The sequence below is a fragment of the Streptomyces europaeiscabiei genome, from assembly GCF_036346855.1.
Classification (GTDB): domain Bacteria; phylum Actinomycetota; class Actinomycetes; order Streptomycetales; family Streptomycetaceae; genus Streptomyces; species Streptomyces europaeiscabiei.
In genome coordinates, this window is sequence record NZ_CP107841.1 from 3,486,401 (window position 1) to 3,504,720 (window position 18,320).

Here is an 18,320-nt window from a genome sequence, read left to right on the forward strand (position 1 = left end):
GACGACATGAACGCGCCATGGCGGAAAAGTATGGTTCGCCCCAAGCGCCTCACTGGCGTGCGCCAAGCGCGCAGGCCGGGCCGGGCCTTCGCACGGGAGCCGGGTGGGGCGGCAGCCGGGTGGGGCCGGACCTGCGGCGCATCGCATCCGGGTACGGCCGTCGCACCGCATCCGGGCAAGGCCTTCGCACCGCGCTACAGCCGGGTGAGACCTTCGCGGTCGAGGACGGCGCGGAGCCGGTCGGCGTCGGCCGGGTTCGTCAGGCCGCGCTTCGGCAGCACGGTGAGGCGGGGCGCGTGGGCCCCGCTGAAGAGGACGAAGGTGTGCGGGGTCTCCGCGTACCGGGACACCTGTGACCAGCGGGCCGGGTGTTCGGTGCCGTGGTCGTGCTCGACGGTCACGCCCCACAGGTCCAGCACGGTGCGGTGCAGCCCCCGGGCCGCCGCCCGCCGGTGGAGGAGGCGGGCCTGGAACCGGGGCAGCAGGACGAGGCCGACGACCGCCGCCACCGGCATCACGAGGACCTGGGCGTCAGGCGTACCGCCCGACGCCAGGGCCAGGACCGTGACGAGCGCGCCCGCCCCGGCCGAGAACAGCAGCAGCCCCTGTCCCCACCGGCCAACGGCCGACGCACGCGTGGACGCGCGGACCGCCTCGCGGAAGTCCCCGACCGTCGCCCGGTACACCAGCTCCACGTTCTCCCCACCGGCCTCGGCCAAGGGTCAGTCCTCCGTCCGGCCCTCCATCGCGAGCAGCTCCTCGTTCGGGATGGCGCCGCCGAAGCGGCGGTCACGGGAGGCGAACTCCACGCAGGCGCGCCACAGATCGCGGCGGTCGAAGTCCGGCCACAGCACGTCCTGGAAGACCATTTCGGCGTAGGCGCTCTGCCAGAGCAGGTAGTTGGAGGTGCGCTGCTCACCGCTGGGGCGCAGGAAGAGGTCGACGTCCGGCATGTCCGGGTAGTAGAGGTACTTCGCGAAGGTCTTCTCGTTGACCTTGGAGGGGTCCAGCCGGCCCGCGCGGATGTCTTCGGCGAGGGCCTGCGCCGCGTCGGCGATCTCGGCGCGGCCGCCGTAGTTCATGCAGAAGTACAGCGTCAGCAGGTCGTTGTCCTTGGTCTGCTCCTGGGCGACCTGGAGCTCCTTGGCGACCGACTTCCACAGCTTGGGCATACGGCCCACCCAGCGGACCCGGACGCCGAGCTCGTCGAGCTGGTCGCGGGTCTTGCGGATGAAGTCGCGGTTGAAGTTCATGAGGAAGCGGACCTCGTCGGGCGAGCGCTTCCAGTTCTCGGTGGAGAAGGCGTAGAGCGAGATGTTGCGCACGCCGATCTCGATCGAGCCCTGGAGGACGTCGAGCACGCGCTCGGCGCCGACCTTGTGGCCCTCGGTGCGCGGCAACCCGCGCTCCTTGGCCCAGCGGCCGTTGCCGTCCATGACGATCGCCACATGCTTGGGGACCAGCTCGCCGGGGAGCTTGGGCGCGCGGGCGCCGGACGGGTGCGGCGTCGGTGCCTTGTGCTCGCGGCGCTGACGCCCCAGGAACCCGCGTACCACCATGTGCTTCTCGTCTCCTCTGTGATGCTTTACGACTCTGCGGTGCTTGACGACTCTGTCGCTTGACGACCGTGCCGTTCGACGACCGTGCCGTGTTGACGACTCTGTGCTGCTTACGACTTTTCCACGTACCGGAGCGAGCGCAGGCCGCGCTCCAGATGCCAGTGCAGATAGGCGGACACCAGGCCGCTGCCCTCCCGGACGTGCCGCGGCTCGCTCGCGTCCGCGGTCTCCCAGTCTCCCGTAAGAAGCGCGGCGAGCAGTTCCAGCGTCTGCGGCGAGGGTACGACGCTGCCGGGCACCCGGCAGTCCACGCAGACCGCCCCTCCGGCGGCGACGGAGAAGAACCGGTTCGGGCCGGGCATGCCGCACTTGGCACAGTCGCTGAAGCTGGGGGCGTAGCCGTTGACGGCGAGCGAGCGCAGCAGGAAGGCGTCGAGGACGAGGTGCGGCGCGTGCTCGCCGCGGGCGAGGGTGCGCAGCCCGCCGACGAGCAGCAGGTACTGCTGCACGGCGGGCTCGCCCTCGTGGTCCGTGAACCGCTCGGCCGTCTCCAGCATGGCCGTCCCGGCGGTGTAGCGGGTGTAGTCGCTCACGATGCCGCCGCCGTAGGGAGCGATGGTCTCGCTCTGGGTGCACAGGGGCAGCCCGCGTCCGATCAGCTCGCTGCCCCGCGCGAAGAACTGCACGTCCACATGCGAGAAGGGTTCCAGCCGCGCCCCGAACTTCGACTTCGTCCGCCGCACCCCCCGGGCCACCGCCCGCACCCGTCCATGACCACGAGTGAGCAGCGTGATGATCCGATCCGCTTCACCCAGCTTCTGGGTGCGCAGGACGACTCCGTCGTCGCGGAACAGGCTCATGCCGCCCATTCTCGCCTACGGTCACCCCTTCAAGGGACCTCGCCCCGGCTGCGGGCGTTCTCGTACGCGGTCGCCGCGCGCAGCCGTTCTATGGTCGTGGCGGCCCGTACGGCTTCGGGGGCGCAGTCCCATTCCCTCCCTCCGCCGACCGGCCGCAGCTGTACGTACGGGCCCTCGTGGCCCATGACCCGGCCGACCCTCCCGGTGCGGATATCGACCGCGTAGGTGCCGATCGTCGGCTTCTTCCCGTTACCGCTCACCGCAGGGCCGCCGCCGAAATGCCCGGTTCAGGAAGAACAATTCCTGCCTTTCCGGCCGTCTGCCGCAATTCCTCCACCAAATCCTCCGCCTCTTCGACGCACCCGCCGAGTACCGTCCCCCGGACCCTTCTCGCACTGCTTTCACGGTGCTCCCCCACACCATCGGATTTCACTCTTCGCATCTCCCTGGTGACCTGCCGTGTCTAAACTCGGCGGGAGTCTGTCCTGTACAACTTCGGGGCGGCACAAAAGCGTTGGGCCTTGGTCGATGAACCCGGACGGCGTGTATACAAATGCGGTGCATTCGTCGCGTCCCACCGACCCGCTGACCGCCGTCACCGACCCTCCGCTGCGACCACTGCCGGAGCGGGCCGTCGCGCTGCTGCGGAGCCTCGACGCCCCACCCCGGCTCGTGGCACATCTGCGGCTCGTGCACGACGTGGCGTACGACCTGGTCGACTGGGTGGAGCGGCGGTACCCGGAGCTGCCGTTCGACCGTCCGGCCGTGCTCTTCGGGGCGGCCACGCACGACATCGGGAAGACGGCGCACATCGAGGAGCTGTCGGGCCCAGGATCCGCACACGAGGAGGCCGGGCGCCGACTGCTCCTGGAGCACGGCGTCGAGCCGGAGTCGGCGAGGTTCGCGGTGACGCATGCCGCGTGGGCGGAGCCGGGGATCGGCACGGAGGACCTGCTGGTCGCCCTCGCGGACAAGGTGTGGAAGAACAAACGGGTCCGGGAGCTGGAGGACCTCGTGGTCGGGCGGCTGGCCGAGGTGAGCGGCAGGCCCGCCTGGGAGGAGTTCTTGGCCCTCGACGCCCTGCTCGACCCGCTCGGCGCGGACGCGGACCGGCGACTGGCCTTCCAGGCCGACCATCCCGTACACCCGTAGGCCCGTACACCCGTAGGCCCGTACACCCGTACACCCGTACACCCGTACACCCGTAGGCCCGTACTCCCGTAGACCCCACGACTCCCGCGCCACATCGTCGCAGGGGGTCCTCACAGCATCGTCACAGGTGGTCCTCACATACATGGGGAATCTCCGCGTCGTCCACCTAAGATTCCCTTTGGTTCCCCCGTTTTCCGACAACTCGCCGACGCATCATGCGTCATGGGAAACCACTCGGCGTACATGAGCGTCGAACGTTGCGTGAGCAACCGCTGTCCCGGCGGTCCGACAGCACGGAAGATGGGGACCCGTGGAGCTGGAATTCCGACTGCTCGGCCCGGTCGAGGCGTGGCACGGTGACAGACCCCTGCGGCTGGGCGGGCCGAAACCGCGTGCACTGCTGGCCGTGCTGCTGCTGCGGGCCGGGCAGGTGGTGCCCGCGGACGCGCTGGTGGACGTGATCTGGGGGGACGAACCCCCCGATACCGCGCGGGCGCTGGTGCAGACGTACGTGTCGGCGCTGCGGCGGGCCCTGCCCGCCGAGGTGGCGGAGGCGATCGAGACCCGGCCGCCGGGGTATGTGATGCGGCCCGGGGTCGGGCGGGTCGATGTGGCGGAGTTCGAGGCGCGCACGGCGGACGGGCGGCGGGCCGCCGCCGACGGGCACCACACCGAGGCCGCCCTGCTGCTGCGGCAGGCCCTGCAGCTGTGGCACGGACCGGCACTCGGCGGCGTCGGCGACGCGCTGCGGGGCGAGGCCGGCCGGCTGGAGGAGGCCCGGCAGGCGACCCTGGAGGAACGCATCGCCGCCGAGCTGGAGGCCGGTGGGCACGAGGCGGAGCTGGTCACCGAGCTGACCGCGCTGGTCGGGGCCCGTCCGACCCGGGAGCGGCCGCGCGGGCAGCTGATGCTGGGCCTGTACCGGCTGGGCCGGCAGGCCGACGCGCTGGCCGTCTACGCGCAGGGCCGGGCCGTGCTCGCCGAGGAGCTGGGGCTCGACCCGGGCCCGGAGCTGAACCGGCTGTACGAGGCCATCCTGCGGGCCGACCCGAGCCTGCTCGCCTCCACGACCACCACCGCCGCTCCGCAGCCCGCCGCCGCACCCCGGCCCGTGTCGCTGCTGCCGCCCGCCATCGGGGACTTCACCGGGCGGGAGGAGGAACTGGCGCGGGTCGTCGCGGGGCTGACCGGCGCACGGGAGGCGATGCCCGTCGTCGTGGTGTCGGGGGCCGCCGGGGTGGGCAAGTCCGCGCTCGCCGTGCAGGCCGCGCACCGGGTGGCCGGCGAGTATCCCGACGGGCAGCTCTACGCCGAACTGCACGGCTTCAGCGAGCCCGTGCCGCCCGCCGAGGTGCTGGGCCGGCTGCTGCGGGCACTGGGCGCCGACCCGCCCGAGGACACGGCCGAGCGCGGCGACCTGTTCCGCAGCCTCGTCGCCGGGCGGCGGATCCTGCTGGTCCTGGACGACGCGAACGGCGAGGCCCAGGTGCGGCCGCTGCTGCCGGGCAGCGCCACCTGCGGGGTCCTGGTGACCTCACGGGCCCGGCTCGGCGGGCTCGTCGGGGCCCGGCGCACCGACCTGGACGTCCTGGACGACGTGCGCGGCCTCGAACTGCTCACCAGGGTCACCGGCCCGGAACGCACCCCGGACGACCCACGCGAACAGGCCGCGGCGCGACGCATCGTGGAGCTGTGCGGCGGGCTGCCGCTGGCCCTGCGGATCGCGGGAGCCCGCCTGGCGACCCGGCGGCACTGGACGCCCAGCGTGCTCGCCGAGCGCCTCGCCGACGAACACCGCCGCCTCGACGAGCTGTCCGTGGGCGACCTGGAGGTACGGGCCGGCCTCGGCCTCAGCTACCAGGCGCTGGACGAGTGCGCCCGCCGGGTGCTGCGCCGGATCGCCGCCCTGGGCTCGGCGGACGTCGCCGTGTGGACGGTGGCCGCGCTCTCCGGCATGCCGGAGGACGAGGCGGAGGAGAACCTGGAACGCCTCCTGGACGCCCAACTGATCAACTGCCCGGGCACCGACCAGGTCGGTCAGCCCCGCTACCGCCTGCACGACCTCGTCCGCGTCTACGCCGCCGAGCGTGCGGAGGCCGAGGACCCCGTCGGCGACCGCACGGCGGCGGTGGGGCGGGCGTTGACCGCCGGTCTGTGGCTGATGGACCGGGTGACGGAGGCGGCGCCCTCGGGTGCTGTGATCTTGAGGCAGGGTTTCAGGCGAGCGCCCCTGAAGGGACGCGGGGAACTGCCCGAGCAGCCACGAACGACCGGCAGCCGCGAAGCGGCCGAGCACACCTCCCCGGTGGGCGAACAGACCGCCCGCCGAGCCCTGGAAGACCCCTTCGCCTGGTTCGACGCGGAGGCCGACACCCTCACCAACGCGGTCGAGCGCGCGGCAGCGATGGGCCTGCACACCCTCGCCTGCGAAGCCGCAGCAGCCCTCTGCTCCTCCTCGTTCGCCATCAAGAACCGCTTCGACGCCTGGTGGCGCAGCCACGACGCCGCCCTCGCGGCAGCCCGCCGCGCCGAGGACCGCTCGGGCGAGGCCCTGCTGATCATCGGCCTGGGACAACTCCGCTACGAGCAGGACCGCATCGCCGAGTCCCAGGAGTACTTCCGCACGGCGGAGCGCATCTGCACGGAACTCGGTGACGTACGCGGCCGTTCCGCCGCCCTCGCCGGCCTCGGCAGCGCCTGCCGCGAGGTCGGCGAACTGCGTGACGCGGAACGGGCCCTGACCGACGCGGCCGACGGCTTCCGGCGGGTCGGCGACGACACCGGGGTCGGGGTCGCCTGCCGGTACGGCGGTTCCGTACGCCTCGAACTCGGTGACCAGAAGGGCGCGTTCCCGCTGCTCGACGAGTCGCTGCGGGCGTACCGGCGGCTCGGCAGCCGGCGCGGTGAGGCCCTGGCACTGCGCACGCTCAGTCTGGTGCACCGCTCGCTCGACGCGTACGAGGAGGCCGCGCGCGTGGCCGAGCAGGCGCTGGAGATCCTGCGCGCCCTCGGCGACCCGCACATGGCGGCGTACGCCCTGCGGGCGCGGGCCAAGGCCCGGCTGCGGCTGGGGCACACCCGGGAGGCGGAGGCGGAGCTGCACGAGATCCTGGAGGTCTGCCGGGTCCACGAGGACCGCTTCGGCGAGGCCCTGACACTGCGCACGCTCGGCGAGTGCGCACTGGCGGACGGCCGGCTGGCGGACGCGGAGGGGCTGCTGACCGCCTCAGCCGCCCTCTGGGGCGTCCTCGCCCTGCCCCTGCCCCGGGCCCGCGCCCTGCGCAACCTGTCCGTCGTACGGGCCGCGCTCGGCGATCAGGCCGGCGCCGACGCGCTGCGGGCCGAGGCCATGGAGGTGTTCAACGCCTGCGAGGCCCGCGAACGGCACGAGCCATGGCCGTGGGTGTGACCCGGGTGATCCAGGTGATCCGGGACCGGAGGGCCGACGCCACGCCGGTGGCCGGGCGGCGGGCCCGGAGCTGCCGCCAGGTCGGCTTCGGGCAGCGGCCCTTGGGCGAGACGTTGGTGAACTTCCCGTAGGGGACGAGCCGTGGGGACAGGCCGATCTCGACCCAGTGGGCCTTGCCGGAGGAGAGGTCCCAGCCGTCGTTGGGGATGCGGACGTGATCGGCGCGGTGGTCCTTGTCCTGGCTGGTGATCTGGAGGACCTCGACATGGCGGAGCCGGGGCCGCATGACCACGCAGTAGTGGGGCAGTTCGTCGGCCGACTCCCGGAAGGGCACCACGGCGTGCCAGATCTCGCCGGGGGCGGGGCGGCGCCGGCCGCCGTTGAACCCGCCGCCGTCCCACCAGCGCACCGCCCGGTGGTAGAGGAACGCGGCGAGCCCGGACGCACCGCTCAGCGCAATCGTCGCCGAGTCGAACCGGGTCTCCGCCCAGAGCACGGCCGCGCGGCTCGCGGCGAGCACGACCGCCGCGTGGCAGAGGTAGGACCACCACGGGCTGGGCCGGGAACGTCTGGTGAACGCGGCCAGGCCCAGCGCGACCGCGACGGGGACGCCGTACAGGACCGCGTACTGCTCGGCCGTGGGCGGTGGCAGCGGGGGGTCCTGGGCGGCCATCAGGTCCGGCACGGCGATCGGCAGCGCCAGTGCGTAGCCGACCGTGTTCCACACCACCAGCAGCAGATAGACCTTGACGGCCATGCCCAGGCACGACGTGTTGGTGCGACGGGCCACCGGATCCTCCTGTTCACCTGTGGAAGATCAGCATCCGTGCGGGGAACGCGGCCCGGGATCCGTGGAATTGCGTACCCGGTTACGTAATGGGACCGCGTTCCCTGCCGGCGGTGGGCCCCGTCGGTTGCCGGTCGGCCAGGCCGAAACCCGCTTGCGGCGGACTTGCAGAGAACTTCCAGCGGAGTGCGCCATTCTCGGTGTTCTCGGGGGAGCAACGGATCGGCCGGGCGACCACCGCCCGGCCGGTCCGCTCACCGGAGCGCACAGGGGACGGACCGGTGGGAACGTGACAACAGTGGGTTCGGAACAGCAGGACGGGCTGGGGGAACACCCGGGTCCAGGCCGCAGACCACCACTCAAGGGGGGAAGCCCCCGGGGAGGGACATCAGGGGATCAGGTCCCTCCCCGGGGTGCTGCCACGCACCCCGACGCCTCACACCTCCGGCCCGGTGGAAGACGACGCATGCCTTCGATCATCCTGATGAGCGACCCTCTGGTCGCCGGTGTACCGGTCCAGGAGTGCGGTGAGCCCCTCGTCGACCTGAGGGAGCTGCCCTTCGTGGTGGTCGACTCCCGTCAGGCCGACTCCGAGGGGGCGTACGCGCACCTGCGCGAGGGCGTCGCCTGGCGCCTCGCCCGCGCCGCCCGGCTGCTACCCGACGGGTTGCGGCTGCTGGTCACCGAGGGGTACCGGCCGCTCGCCCTGCAGATCGAGTACTTCGAGGCGTACGCCGCCGAGCTGCGCCTGGCCAACCCCGACTGGACCGAGGAGCACCTCCGCGTCCAGGCCAGCCGTTCCCTCTCCCCGCCGGAGATCGGGCCGCATGTCGCGGGCGCCGCGGTCGACCTGACCCTGTGCACCGCCGCCGGGGAGGAGCTCGACATGGGTACCCGTCTCGACGCCAGCCCCGAGGAGAGCGACGACGCCTGCTACACCGACGCGCCGAACATCTCCGACACCGCCCGCCGCAACCGCCGCACCCTGAGCGCGGCCCTCACCACGGCCGGGCTGGTCAACTACCCCACCGAGTGGTGGCACTGGTCGTACGGGGACAGGTACTGGGCGCTGATGACGGGCGCGCCGAACGCGCTGTACGGGCCCGCGCGGATCGGTCCCTAGCGCCGCGGCACCAGCCCGGCGGCACCAGCCCCGGCGGCCCGCCAGGCGTCCGTGGTTCCCCGCCCTCGCCGTCCCTACCCGTCCCATCCCCGAGGGCTGCACCCCGTCCCCCGTCGTCGCCCCGGCGGCGAACCCGTAGCGGGGGTCAGGGGCAGCACCCTGCGGATGGGGCGGGCAGGGGTGGCGGGGGCTGAGTCATGTGCGGGACGGGGATGGTCACCCGCTCAGCGGTGCAAGGGGAAGTACTGGCGGGGTGTCACGCCCACGATCCGGTGGAACGCCGCGACGAAGGAGCTGGCCGAGGCGTAGCCGACGCGGTGGGCCGCGGACTCGATGGGCAGGCCCTCCGCGAGGAGCGGCATCGCGGCCCGCATCCGGGCCTGTTCGCGCCACTGGCCGAAGGTGAGGCCCGTCTCGACGACGAAGAGGCGGGCCAGTGTGCGGGCACTGGCGCCGACCTGGGTGCCCCAGGAAGCGAGGGGGCGGGGGTCGGAAGGGTGCGCGGTGAGGGCGCGGGCCACCTCGCGGGCCCTGGGGTCTCGGGGTTCGGGGGCGGTGACGCTGGTGACGGGGACGGGGTGCAGGACGTCGAGGAGGACGGCCTCCGCACGGGCGCGGGCCCCGGCGGGCAGGTCCGTGCGGAGAAGGTGGTCGACGAGCGCCTGGAGCAGCGGGCCCACCGCGACCACGGTCGGCTCCCGCCAGTCGATGCCGGGGCAGCTCGCGGGGTCCACGTACGGGCTGCGCATCACCGTGTCGCCGGCCGACTCGGTGGTGTGGGGGACGCCTGCGGGGATCCACAGGGCGAGGGTGGGCGGCAGGAGCCAGGAGCCCCGTCGGGTGGTGACCCGCAACAAGCCCTTCGCCGACCAGGCGAGTTGGTGGACCGCGTGCCAGTGCCGGGAGAAGGCGGTGCCGCGTGGCATGGCGAAGTGACCGATGAAGATCGCGGTGGGGTGCGGACCGTGCAGCATGGCGGGTGGATTCCGCTCGACGTCCGGACCGGCGTCCCACCGGACACCGGCCGCCTCCCGCTCATCGGCCCGCGCACCCCGCTGTCCGTCTGGCGACATGGGACGGCAGCCTAGCCCGTGGTGGACACAGGAGGGCCGGGCCTAGCGTCGGCGGTATGCCGATGAATCAGATGCACCAGAGGATCTGCAGTTCCGAGAAGTGGGCACTCAAGACCCGGGAACGACTGCTGCCCTGGGCGCTCCACGGGGTCGAACTGGGCACGGACGTCCTGGAGATCGGGCCGGGTTACGGCGCCAACCTGCGTGTCCTCGTCGAACAGGTGCCGCACCTGACCGCCGTCGAGGTCGACGCGGAGACCGCCCGGCTGCTGGACGTCGCCTGGGGCGAGCGGGCCCGGATCGTGCACGCGGACGGGGCGGACATGCCGCTGCCGGACGCGTCGTACGACTCGGTCGTCTGCTTCACGATGCTGCACCACGTGCCGAGCGCCGAGCTGCAGGACCGGATCTTCGCGGAGGCGTTCCGGGTCCTGCGCCCCGGCGGCACCTTCGCCGGCAGCGACAGCCAGTCGAGCCTCCGCTTCCGGCTGGTCCACTTCCGCGACACCATGAACGTCGTCGACCCCGCGACCCTGCCCGCGCGCCTCACCGACGCGGGCTTCACGGACGTCGCCGTGACCGTGCACGAGCAGGGCGGCAGCCTCCGCTTCCGCGCCCGCCGGCCGTAGCCCCGCCGCCTCTCGGCCGGTCAGGCCCCGAACCGCCGTACGTACCGCCGCTGCCAAGGGGTCTCCACCGCGTGCCGGTCGTAGTGCCGGCGTACGTACGCCACGGCCTCCTTTGGCGGTACGCCGTCCAGCACCGCAAGACAGGCCAGCGCGGTACCGGTGCGGCCCCGGCCGCCGCCGCACGCGAGTTCGACCCGGTCGCCGGTCGCCCGGTCCCAGGCGTCCCGCAGCACCTCCGCCGCCTCCGCCCGGTCACCGGGCAGCCGGAAGTCGGGCCACCGCAGCCAGCGGGACGCCCAGGGGACTTCGGGCGGCTCCTTGCCGAGGAGGTAGACGGCGTAGGTGGGGACAGCGCCGTCCGGGAGCGGGTGGCGGAGCCCCCGGCCGCGCACCAGCCGCCCGGAAGGCAGCCGCAGTACACCGGAGTCGTCCGTGTCCCAGGGATCGATCGCTTCCGCCATGGGCCCAACCTAACCCCCCGTCCCTTCTCGGACGACGTCAGCGCGGAGATCATGCCCGACTTCGAGGCCGCGTCGGCCCCACGACACCGCTGCCGATGCCACCATCCTGTACGTACGGGAGGCGGAGTCGACGCATGACCCGGTCCCGCCCAGGCGGTGTCCGGGCCGGCTCCCGGCGAGCGAGCAGTACGCGATACGCGATGCCTAGCACCGAGGGAGCCACGATGACCGTCCCCGCCCCGCTGACCGGTGTCATCCCGCCCGTCTGCACACCCCTGACACCGGACCGCGAGGTCGACGTCCCCTCGCTCACGCGGCTGGTCGACCATCTCGTGGCGGGCGGTGTGGACGCGCTGTTCGTGCTCGGTTCGTCGTCGGAGGCGGCGTATCTGACGGACCCGCAGCGGCGGCTGGTCGTGGAGACGGTGGTCGGTCATGTCGGCGGCCGACTCCCCGTCCTCGCCGGGGTGATCGACATGACGACGCCCCGCGTACTGGACCACGTCCGCGCCGTGACCGCCGCCGGAGCCGAGGCCGTCGTGGCGACCGCCCCCTTCTACACGCGCACCCATCCTGCGGAGATCTCCCGCCACTACCGGCTGCTCGCCGCCGGCTCCCCCGTCCCGGTCTTCGCCTACGACATCCCGGTCGCCGTCCACTCCAAGCTGCCCGCCGACGTGGTCCTGGAGCTGGCGGCGGACGGGGTCATCGCCGGCCTGAAGGACTCCAGCGGCGACCTGGCCGCCTTCCGTACGGTCGTCACGGGCGCCCGCACCGACGCCGCCATCACCGGCTTCAGCGCCCTCACCGGCTCCGAACTCGTCGTCGACGCCGCCCTCGCCCTGGGCGCGCACGGTGCGGTGCCGGGGCTGGCGAACGTCGACCCCGCCGGGTACGTCCGCCTCGACCGCCTCTGCCGCGCCGGGGACCGGGACCGGGCTCGCGCCGAACAGGAGCGCCTGTGCGCCCTCTTCGGCATGACCGGCGTCGGCGCCCCCACCCGCATGGGCGCCGGCTCCGCCGCCCTCGGCGCCTTCAAGACGGCCCTCCACCTGCGCGGCGTCATCGCCTGCCCGGCCACGGCGGAACCACAGGTACCGCTGTCGCGGGCGGAGACCGAGCAGGTCGGCAAGTACCTGGCGGCGGCGGGGCTGCTGTAGGCGGGCCCCGCACTCATGGTCCTCGGGACACGGCGTGCTCCCCGAGGCGCGCAGAAACCGCTCGACTCGTGTGTCCGGGCGTTCACCGGACTCCCGGCGCGAGGACCCGCACAAGGCTTGTGAAACCGCCGCCGCCGACTACCGGAGGACCGCTACGACGGCGTGCGCGCCGTCTCCAGGAGCCGGGTCACGTCGTCCGAGCAGATCGTCAGGGCCGCGCCGACCGTGGCCAGCGCGTCCCGCTCCGCCGGGGTGTACGGGCCGTCCGCCAGGGCGATCCGCGCGCCCTGGAGGAGGATCGCCTCGCGGCCGGTCGGGGCGAGGTGGGGTGCGAGCGGGTCCAGGGCCTCGTGGAGCTCTATGGCGAGGCCGGGGCCGCAGGGTTCGCCGTATACGCGGCCCGTGTCGGCGGCCAGGGCCTCGACCAGGGCGCCGAGCTGGTCCTCGGTGCAGTCGTCGAACCCGGCGGAGCGGACGGCGCCGGCGGCGACGGTCAGCGCTGTGCGGGAGCAGGCGCCGCCGGCCGCGAGGACGGCCAGGGCCACCGTGTGGACGGCGTCGCGGAGCATCGCGGAGAAGCGGGTGGTGGTGGGGTGGTCGAGGACGTCCGTGGCGTAGTGGTGGCGGCAGGCCGCGCATTCCACCACGGGGCCCGTCTCGCCGCGCGGCAGGACGGGGACACCGAGGAAGGTGAAGCGGCGGCGGCCGGTGAGGCGTTGGTAGTTGCGGTCGCCTCCGCAGCCCGGACAGAAGAACTCGCCGTCACCGACGCCCGTCCACGCGATCCGGGTGCCCATGACACGCGACAGGCCGGTGGCACGGCTGGTGTACCCGACGCGGGCGAGCGCGGCGGCACCGCCGATCGGGTCCCGTCCTGGCAGCACGTCGCACCTCCGTCACTCCCCCACACACGGCCCCTTGGGCGCGGGAGGTGACCCCTCGGCAACATCGCCGCGCTTGCGTGATGTTAGCCACATTGGTGAGGCGCAGTCAGTACTCCGGACGAGGCCTACCCGCGACCCGCACAGGGTTTGGCCGGTAAACGACGGGCCCCGCCCGCCAAAATTCGGCGAACGGGGCCTTCAAACCGCCGGTCAGGCTGGTCAGCGAGCCGCTCGGTTGACGGCGGAGACGACCGCCTTCAGTGACGCACGCGTCGTGTTCGCGTCGATACCGATGCCCCACAGAACCTTGTCCTCGATGGCGACCTCGATGTACGAGGCGGCCTGCGAGGAGGCGCCCTCGCTCATCGTGTGCTCCTGGTAGTCGAGCAGCCGCGCGTCGATGCCGATGCCCTGCAGCGCGTGGAAGAACGCCGAGATCGGGCCGTTGCCGGTGCCGACCAGGGTGGTCTCCGCGCCGTCGACCTCGGCCTCCACGGTCAGCGTGTCCACGCCGTCCTTGTCGGTGGTCGACTGGTTGTTGCGGACCTGGACCCGGCCCCACGGGTTCTCGGGGTTCGGCAGGTACTCGTCCTGGAAGACCGCCCAGATGTCGCCGCCGGTGACCTCGCCGCCCTCGGCGTCGGTCTTGGCCTGGATGAGCTTCGAGAACTCGATCTGCATCCGGCGCGGCAGGTCCAGCTTGTGGTCGTTCTTCAGGACGTAGGCGATACCGCCCTTGCCGGACTGCGAGTTGACCCGGATGACGGCCTCGTAGGAGCGGCCGACGTCCTTGGGGTCGATCGGCAGGTACGGGACCGCCCACTCGATGTCGTCGACGGTCCTGCCCTGCTCCTTCGCGGACGCCTCCATGGCGTCGAAGCCCTTCTTGATGGCGTCCTGGTGGGAGCCGGAGAAGGACGTGTAGACCAGGTCGCCCACGTACGGGTGGCGCGGGTGGACCTGCATCTGGTTGCAGTACTCCCACGTGCGACGGATCTCGTCGATGTCGGAGAAGTCGATCTGCGGGTCGACACCCTGCGAGAACAGGTTCATGCCCAGGGTGACCAGGTCGACGTTGCCGGTGCGCTCGCCCTGCCCGAACAGACAGCCCTCGACGCGGTCGGCGCCTGCCATCAGCGCCAGCTCGGCCGCCGCGACGGCCGTACCGCGGTCGTTGTGGGGGTGGACGGAGATGACGACGTGCTCGCGGCGGGAGAGGTTGCGGCTCATCCACTCGAAGCGGTCCGCGTGTGTCGACGGGGTCGAACGCTCCACCGTGGCGGGCAGGTTGAGGATGATCTCGCGGCCCGGACCGGGCTGGTAGACGTCCATCACCGCCTCGCAGACCTCCAGCGCGAAGTCCAGCTCGGTGTCGGTGAAGATCTCGGGGCTGTACTGGTAGCCGAACTCGGTCTCCGGGCCCAGCAGTTTCTCCGCGTACTCCATCACCAGCCGCGTACCGTCCACGGCGATCTGCTTGATGTCGTCCTTGGAGCCACGGAAGACGACCCGGCGGAAGACGGGGGCGGTGGCGTTGTACAGGTGGACGGTCGCGCGCTTGGCGCCCTTCAGGGATTCGACGGTCCGCTCGATCAGGTCCTCACGAGCCTGGGTCAGTACGGAGATGGTGACGTCGTCGGGGATGGCCCCCGGCTCCTCGATGATCGACCGTACGAAGTCGAAGTCCGTCTGGCCCGACGCCGGGAAGCCGACCTCGATCTCCTTGTAGCCCATCTTGACCAGCTGGTCGAACATCCGGCGCTTGCGCTCGGGCGACATCGGGTCGATCAGGGACTGGTTGCCGTCGCGCAGGTCCGTGGAGAGCCAGCGGGGGGCGGCGGTGATCCGGTTGTTCGGCCACGTGCGGTCGGGGATGTCGACCTGCTCGTACTGCCCGTACTTGTGGATCGGCATGGACGTGGGCTGCTGGCGGTTCGCCATGATTGCGTGGGCTCCTCGATGGTCCGACAAGGACGGCCGACGCAACGCCAAAGCACCGCGGGGAGGGGGTCGGCCTCGACTACAGGCCCTCGCCGCGGCAGCTAAGGAGAAGCAGCCCGAAACGCATGATGCTGCGCAGCCTAGCCGAGTCCTGCTCAGTGCGGGGGGCTGTATCAGTATGCGGGACCGGGGCGCCAAAGGGGGCAAAAGGTGCGCAAGGCCACAGCGGGGGCGATGAGCGTCCGCAAGGGGCGCGGGGTCGCGCGGATCCGCGGCTCCACCGCATGGGCGCGGGAAGCCCCGCCCACGGGGAGCCCGGACTCAACCCTCAGTAACACGAAGGCAACGAAACGCAACCCATACGGCGACATTTCACCAATCATGGTTGCCCCTAGTGACACGCCTTTAACGGAGTGCAATCGTGCGAACCATGACGACCAACGGGGGCCACGAGCCCGTCTTCTGCACCGTCGTACCACCCCATGTCCTCGACAAGCTCTCCCGGGCCGAGGACCCGGCGCTCGCCAACGCCGCGCGCAAGACCCTGGAGCGCGACGCCTTCGAGCGCACCCACCGCCGCCTGACCACGGTCATCGGAGCCCCGGCCATCGCCGCGCCCGCCGGGGCCGAGGCGGGCACACCGCACCGCACGATCCACGACGCCCGCCACGGCACGGACCTGCCCGGCAGGAAGGTGCGCGGCGAGGGCGAGGAGCCCGGCAAGGACGCCACGGTCAACCGCGCGTACGCGGGCCTGGGTGCCACGTACGAGCTGTTCTGGAAGTCCTTCGAGCGCGACTCGATCGACGGCAACGGGCTGCCCCTGGACGCGACCGTGCACTACGAGCGCGACTACAACAACGCCTTCTGGAACGGCGAGCAGATGGTGTTCGGCGACGGTGACGGCGAGATCTTCCTCGACTTCACCATCCCGATCGACGTCATCGGCCACGAGCTGAGCCACGGTGTCACCCAGTACACGGCGAACCTGACGTACTTCGGCCAGCCGGGCGCTCTCAACGAGTCCATGTCGGACGTCTTCGGCGCCCTCATCAAGCAGTACACGCTCGGCCAGACCGCCGCCGAGGCCGACTGGCTGATCGGCGCGGGCCTGCTCGCCCCGCGCGTCACGGGCACCGCCCTGCGCTCGATGAAGGCCCCGGGCACGGCGTACGACGACGACGTCCTCGGCAAGGACCCGCAGCCGGCGACCATGGACGACTACGTCCGCACCGGCCGCGACAACGGCGGCGTCCACATCAACTCCGGCATCCCCAACCACGCGTTCTACCTCGCGGCCACCGCCCTCGGCGGCTACGCCTGGGAGCGGGCCGGACGGATCTGGTACGACGTCCTCACCGGCGGCGAACTGAGCAAGCAGGCCCTCTTCGTCGACTTCGCCACGCTCACGGTGAAGGCCGCGAAGGACCGCTACGGCCAGGGCGACGAACTGACGGCCGTGCTGAAGGCCTGGGAACAGGTGGGCGTGCGGACGCTGTAGTACCGGGACCGGGCATCGCGGTGCTGTGGTTCGGGCCCGATCCGTACTAGACATGACCCATGCGTATCGAAGTGCGGCGCACGGGCGGTTTCGCGGGCATCGAGCGGCACGCGGTGGTGGACACCGCCGGGCGGCCCGATGCCCAGGAGTGGCAGACCCTGGCCGAGCGCGCGCTCGCCGCCGGCCGGGGCTCGCCGCCGCTGGGGGTGCCGGACGGTTTCGCGTACGAGATCACGGTGGACCACACCACCGTGTACTGCGCGGACCCCCGGCTGACGGAGGACCAGCGGGAACTGATCAGAAGGGTGCTCAAGGAGGGGGCGTGAGGGGCCCCTCAGCCGCGCCGGGGGCGCGTAACGGGCACTTCACCCTCGGGCGTTGACTTCCGTTACCAGTGGTACGGATGATCCGCCCATGGCGACGAACCCGATACCCCAGTTCCCGGCAGACTTCCTGTGGGGCGTCTCGACCTCCGCGCATCAGATCGAGGGGGCCGCCGGCGAGCGCGAGCCGTCCGTGTGGGACGCCTTCACCGCCGGGACGGGGCACATCAAGGACGGCTCGACGGCGGCGGTGGCCTGCGACCACTACCACCGCTACCCCGAGGACGTGGCCCTCCTGCGCGACCTGGGCGTGGGGGCGTACCGCTTCTCGATCTCCTGGCCCCGGGTGAACGCTCCGGGCGGACTCGACTTCTACGACCGCCTGGTGGACGAGCTGGCGGGCGCCGGCGTACGCCCCGTGCCGACCCTCTTCCACTGGGACCTGCCGTCGTCGCTGGAGGAGGCCGGCGGCTGGCTGAACCGGGACACCGCCGAGCGGTTCGCCGAGTACGTCGCCGTCGTGGCCGCCCGGCTCGGCGACCGCGTCACCAAGTGGATCACCCTCAACGAGCCCGCCGAGCACACCCTGCTGGGCCACGCCCTCGGCACCCACGCGCCGGGCAAGCAGCTGATGTTCGACGCGCTCCCGGCCGCCCACCACCAGCTGCTGGGCCACGGCCTGGCCGTACGGGCCCTGCGCGCGGCCGGAGTCACGGACATCGGTATCGCCAACTCGCACGGGCCGACGTGGGCGGCGTCGGAGGAACAGGCGGACGTCGAGGCGGCGGGCTTCTACGACCTCCTGCTGAACCGCCTGTTCGCGGAGCCGGTCCTGCTGGGCGAATACCCGGAGGGCATCGGCGAGCTGATGCCGGGCACGGACATCGGCTCCGACCTGAAGATCATCTCCGAGCCGCTCGACTGGTACGGCGTCAACTACTACGCGCCGACCCGCGTGGGCGCCCCCGAGGGCGCGGACATCGAGTTCGGCGGCATCACCATCCCGGCCGAACTCCCCTTCACGGTCAAGCAGATCGAGGGCGCCCCGACGACCGACTTCGGCTGGCCGGTCGTCCCCGGGGGCCTCACCGAACTCCTCACCACCTTCCGCGACCGCTACGGCGACCGTCTGCCCCCGATCGTCATCACCGAGAACGGCTGCTCCTACGAGGGCGTCGACGACCAGGAACGCATCGCCTACCTCGACGGCCATGTGCGCGCCCTGCACGAGGCGGCCGAGGCGGGCGTCGACATCCGCGGCTACTTCGTGTGGTCCCTGCTCGACAACTTCGAGTGGGCCGAGGGGTACGCACGCCGGTTCGGCCTGGTCCACGTGGACTTCGAGACGCTGGAGCGCACCCCGAAGGCGTCGTACGCCTGGTACCGGGACCTGCTGCGTGCCCAGAGCCGGGGATGACGACGACACGGCCGACGGACGCCCTCTCCGAGCCCGGCATG

Annotated in this window: 17 protein-coding genes; 8 read left to right on the top strand and 9 right to left on the bottom strand. The window is 72.0% G+C overall.

The window, feature by feature from the left end; translation table 11 throughout:
• Positions 1 to 194: 194 nt before the first annotated feature.
• From OG858_RS15070 to OG858_RS15085, 4 genes are all read right to left on the bottom strand, one after another.
• Positions 195 to 719 carry a YcxB family protein gene (locus tag OG858_RS15070; RefSeq protein ID WP_319064786.1) on the bottom strand — a complete coding sequence of 175 codons (525 nt, stop codon included), beginning with the start codon at positions 717 to 719 and terminating at the stop codon, positions 195 to 197.
• 3 nt (positions 720 to 722) lie between these two features.
• Positions 723 to 1,559, bottom strand: coding sequence for an isoprenyl transferase (locus tag OG858_RS15075; RefSeq protein ID WP_086747278.1), 837 nt, complete (start codon positions 1,557 to 1,559; stop codon positions 723 to 725).
• Between the two features lie 110 nt (positions 1,560 to 1,669).
• Positions 1,670 to 2,419: a DNA repair protein RecO gene (gene recO, locus OG858_RS15080; protein WP_086747289.1), complete on the bottom strand. Its 750-nt coding sequence runs from the start codon at positions 2,417 to 2,419 to the stop codon at positions 1,670 to 1,672.
• A 29-nt stretch (positions 2,420 to 2,448) separates the two neighbouring features.
• The gene (locus OG858_RS15085) at positions 2,449 to 2,679 is read right to left on the bottom strand and encodes a hypothetical protein (RefSeq protein WP_086747277.1); all 231 of its coding nucleotides are present in this window, start codon (positions 2,677 to 2,679) and stop codon (positions 2,449 to 2,451) included.
• A 298-nt stretch (positions 2,680 to 2,977) separates the two neighbouring features.
• Between OG858_RS15085 and OG858_RS15090 the strand changes: the two genes are divergently transcribed.
• The gene (locus OG858_RS15090; protein WP_086747276.1) at positions 2,978 to 3,571 is read left to right on the top strand and encodes a phosphohydrolase; all 594 of its coding nucleotides are present in this window, start codon (positions 2,978 to 2,980) and stop codon (positions 3,569 to 3,571) included.
• A 310-nt stretch (positions 3,572 to 3,881) separates the two neighbouring features.
• Positions 3,882 to 6,980: an AfsR/SARP family transcriptional regulator gene (locus tag OG858_RS15095; RefSeq protein WP_327743804.1), complete on the top strand. Its 3,099-nt coding sequence runs from the start codon at positions 3,882 to 3,884 to the stop codon at positions 6,978 to 6,980.
• On the opposite strand, the gene OG858_RS15100 is transcribed toward OG858_RS15095, so the two are convergent.
• Positions 6,931 to 7,770 (bottom strand): hypothetical protein, encoded by an 840-nt coding sequence (locus OG858_RS15100; protein WP_086747274.1) that lies wholly within the window; start codon positions 7,768 to 7,770, stop codon positions 6,931 to 6,933. The genes OG858_RS15095 and OG858_RS15100 overlap by 50 nt on opposite strands.
• A 463-nt stretch (positions 7,771 to 8,233) precedes the next feature.
• On the opposite strand from OG858_RS15100, the gene OG858_RS15105 reads away from it, so the two are divergent.
• Positions 8,234 to 8,890, top strand: a complete 657-nt coding sequence (locus OG858_RS15105; protein WP_319064789.1) for a M15 family metallopeptidase — start codon at positions 8,234 to 8,236, stop codon at positions 8,888 to 8,890.
• Positions 8,891 to 9,114: 224 nt separating this feature from the next.
• On the opposite strand, the gene OG858_RS15110 is transcribed toward OG858_RS15105, so the two are convergent.
• Entirely contained in the window at positions 9,115 to 9,963 is an 849-nt protein-coding gene (locus OG858_RS15110; protein ID WP_406196351.1) for an AraC family transcriptional regulator, read from the bottom strand.
• 56 nt (positions 9,964 to 10,019) lie between these two features.
• Between OG858_RS15110 and OG858_RS15115 the strand changes: the two genes are divergently transcribed.
• Complete coding sequence (locus OG858_RS15115) at positions 10,020 to 10,592, top strand: class I SAM-dependent methyltransferase (RefSeq protein WP_086746925.1); 573 nt, start codon at positions 10,020 to 10,022, stop codon at positions 10,590 to 10,592.
• A 20-nt stretch (positions 10,593 to 10,612) separates the two neighbouring features.
• Here OG858_RS15115 and OG858_RS15120 read toward each other — a convergent pair whose 3' ends face one another.
• Positions 10,613 to 11,053: a protein-tyrosine phosphatase family protein gene (locus OG858_RS15120; RefSeq protein WP_086746926.1), complete on the bottom strand. Its 441-nt coding sequence runs from the start codon at positions 11,051 to 11,053 to the stop codon at positions 10,613 to 10,615.
• Between the two features lie 224 nt (positions 11,054 to 11,277).
• Here OG858_RS15120 and OG858_RS15125 point away from each other — a divergent pair, with 224 nt between their 5' ends.
• A complete protein-coding gene (locus tag OG858_RS15125; RefSeq protein WP_086746927.1) occupies positions 11,278 to 12,213 on the top strand; it encodes a dihydrodipicolinate synthase family protein in 936 nt (311 codons plus the stop codon).
• A 152-nt stretch (positions 12,214 to 12,365) separates the two neighbouring features.
• On the opposite strand, the gene OG858_RS15130 is transcribed toward OG858_RS15125, so the two are convergent.
• Positions 12,366 to 13,097 (bottom strand): TerB family tellurite resistance protein, encoded by a 732-nt coding sequence (locus OG858_RS15130; protein ID WP_406196354.1) that lies wholly within the window; start codon positions 13,095 to 13,097, stop codon positions 12,366 to 12,368.
• Between the two features lie 219 nt (positions 13,098 to 13,316).
• On the bottom strand, positions 13,317 to 15,038 hold the full coding sequence (gene leuA / locus OG858_RS15135) for a 2-isopropylmalate synthase (RefSeq protein ID WP_086747976.1): 1,722 nt from the start codon (positions 15,036 to 15,038) through the stop codon (positions 13,317 to 13,319).
• Positions 15,039 to 15,468: 430 nt separating this feature from the next.
• Between leuA and OG858_RS15140 the strand changes: the two genes are divergently transcribed.
• The 3 genes from OG858_RS15140 to OG858_RS15150 all read left to right on the top strand — a co-directional run bounded on the left by OG858_RS15140 (position 15,469) and on the right by OG858_RS15150 (position 18,279).
• Positions 15,469 to 16,539, top strand: a complete 1,071-nt coding sequence (locus tag OG858_RS15140) for a M4 family metallopeptidase (protein ID WP_319064790.1) — start codon at positions 15,469 to 15,471, stop codon at positions 16,537 to 16,539.
• A gap of 59 nt (positions 16,540 to 16,598) precedes the next feature.
• On the top strand, positions 16,599 to 16,865 hold the full coding sequence (locus OG858_RS15145; RefSeq protein WP_086747974.1) for a protealysin inhibitor emfourin: 267 nt from the start codon (positions 16,599 to 16,601) through the stop codon (positions 16,863 to 16,865).
• A gap of 88 nt (positions 16,866 to 16,953) precedes the next feature.
• On the top strand, positions 16,954 to 18,279 hold the full coding sequence (locus OG858_RS15150) for a GH1 family beta-glucosidase (RefSeq protein ID WP_319064791.1): 1,326 nt from the start codon (positions 16,954 to 16,956) through the stop codon (positions 18,277 to 18,279).
• Positions 18,280 to 18,320 lie beyond the last annotated feature (41 nt).

What these genes read in the sequence shown, in the direction of transcription:
- OG858_RS15150 (WP_319064791.1), top strand. Translation starts at nt 16,954, where the DNA reads ATGGCGACGAACCCGATACCCCAGTTCCCGGCAGACTTCCTGTGGGGC.
- OG858_RS15075 (WP_086747278.1), bottom strand. Translation starts at nt 1,559, where the DNA reads ATGGTGGTACGCGGGTTCCTGGGGCGTCAGCGCCGCGAGCACAAGGCA.
- OG858_RS15145 (WP_086747974.1), top strand. Translation starts at nt 16,599, where the DNA reads ATGCGTATCGAAGTGCGGCGCACGGGCGGTTTCGCGGGCATCGAGCGG.
- OG858_RS15125 (WP_086746927.1), top strand. Translation starts at nt 11,278, where the DNA reads ATGACCGTCCCCGCCCCGCTGACCGGTGTCATCCCGCCCGTCTGCACA.
- OG858_RS15110 (WP_406196351.1), bottom strand. Translation starts at nt 9,963, where the DNA reads ATGTCGCCAGACGGACAGCGGGGTGCGCGGGCCGATGAGCGGGAGGCG.
- OG858_RS15120 (WP_086746926.1), bottom strand. Translation starts at nt 11,053, where the DNA reads ATGGCGGAAGCGATCGATCCCTGGGACACGGACGACTCCGGTGTACTG.
- OG858_RS15105 (WP_319064789.1), top strand. Translation starts at nt 8,234, where the DNA reads ATGCCTTCGATCATCCTGATGAGCGACCCTCTGGTCGCCGGTGTACCG.
- OG858_RS15140 (WP_319064790.1), top strand. Translation starts at nt 15,469, where the DNA reads ATGACGACCAACGGGGGCCACGAGCCCGTCTTCTGCACCGTCGTACCA.
- OG858_RS15115 (WP_086746925.1), top strand. Translation starts at nt 10,020, where the DNA reads ATGCCGATGAATCAGATGCACCAGAGGATCTGCAGTTCCGAGAAGTGG.
- leuA (WP_086747976.1), bottom strand. Translation starts at nt 15,038, where the DNA reads ATGGCGAACCGCCAGCAGCCCACGTCCATGCCGATCCACAAGTACGGG.
- recO (WP_086747289.1), bottom strand. Translation starts at nt 2,419, where the DNA reads ATGAGCCTGTTCCGCGACGACGGAGTCGTCCTGCGCACCCAGAAGCTG.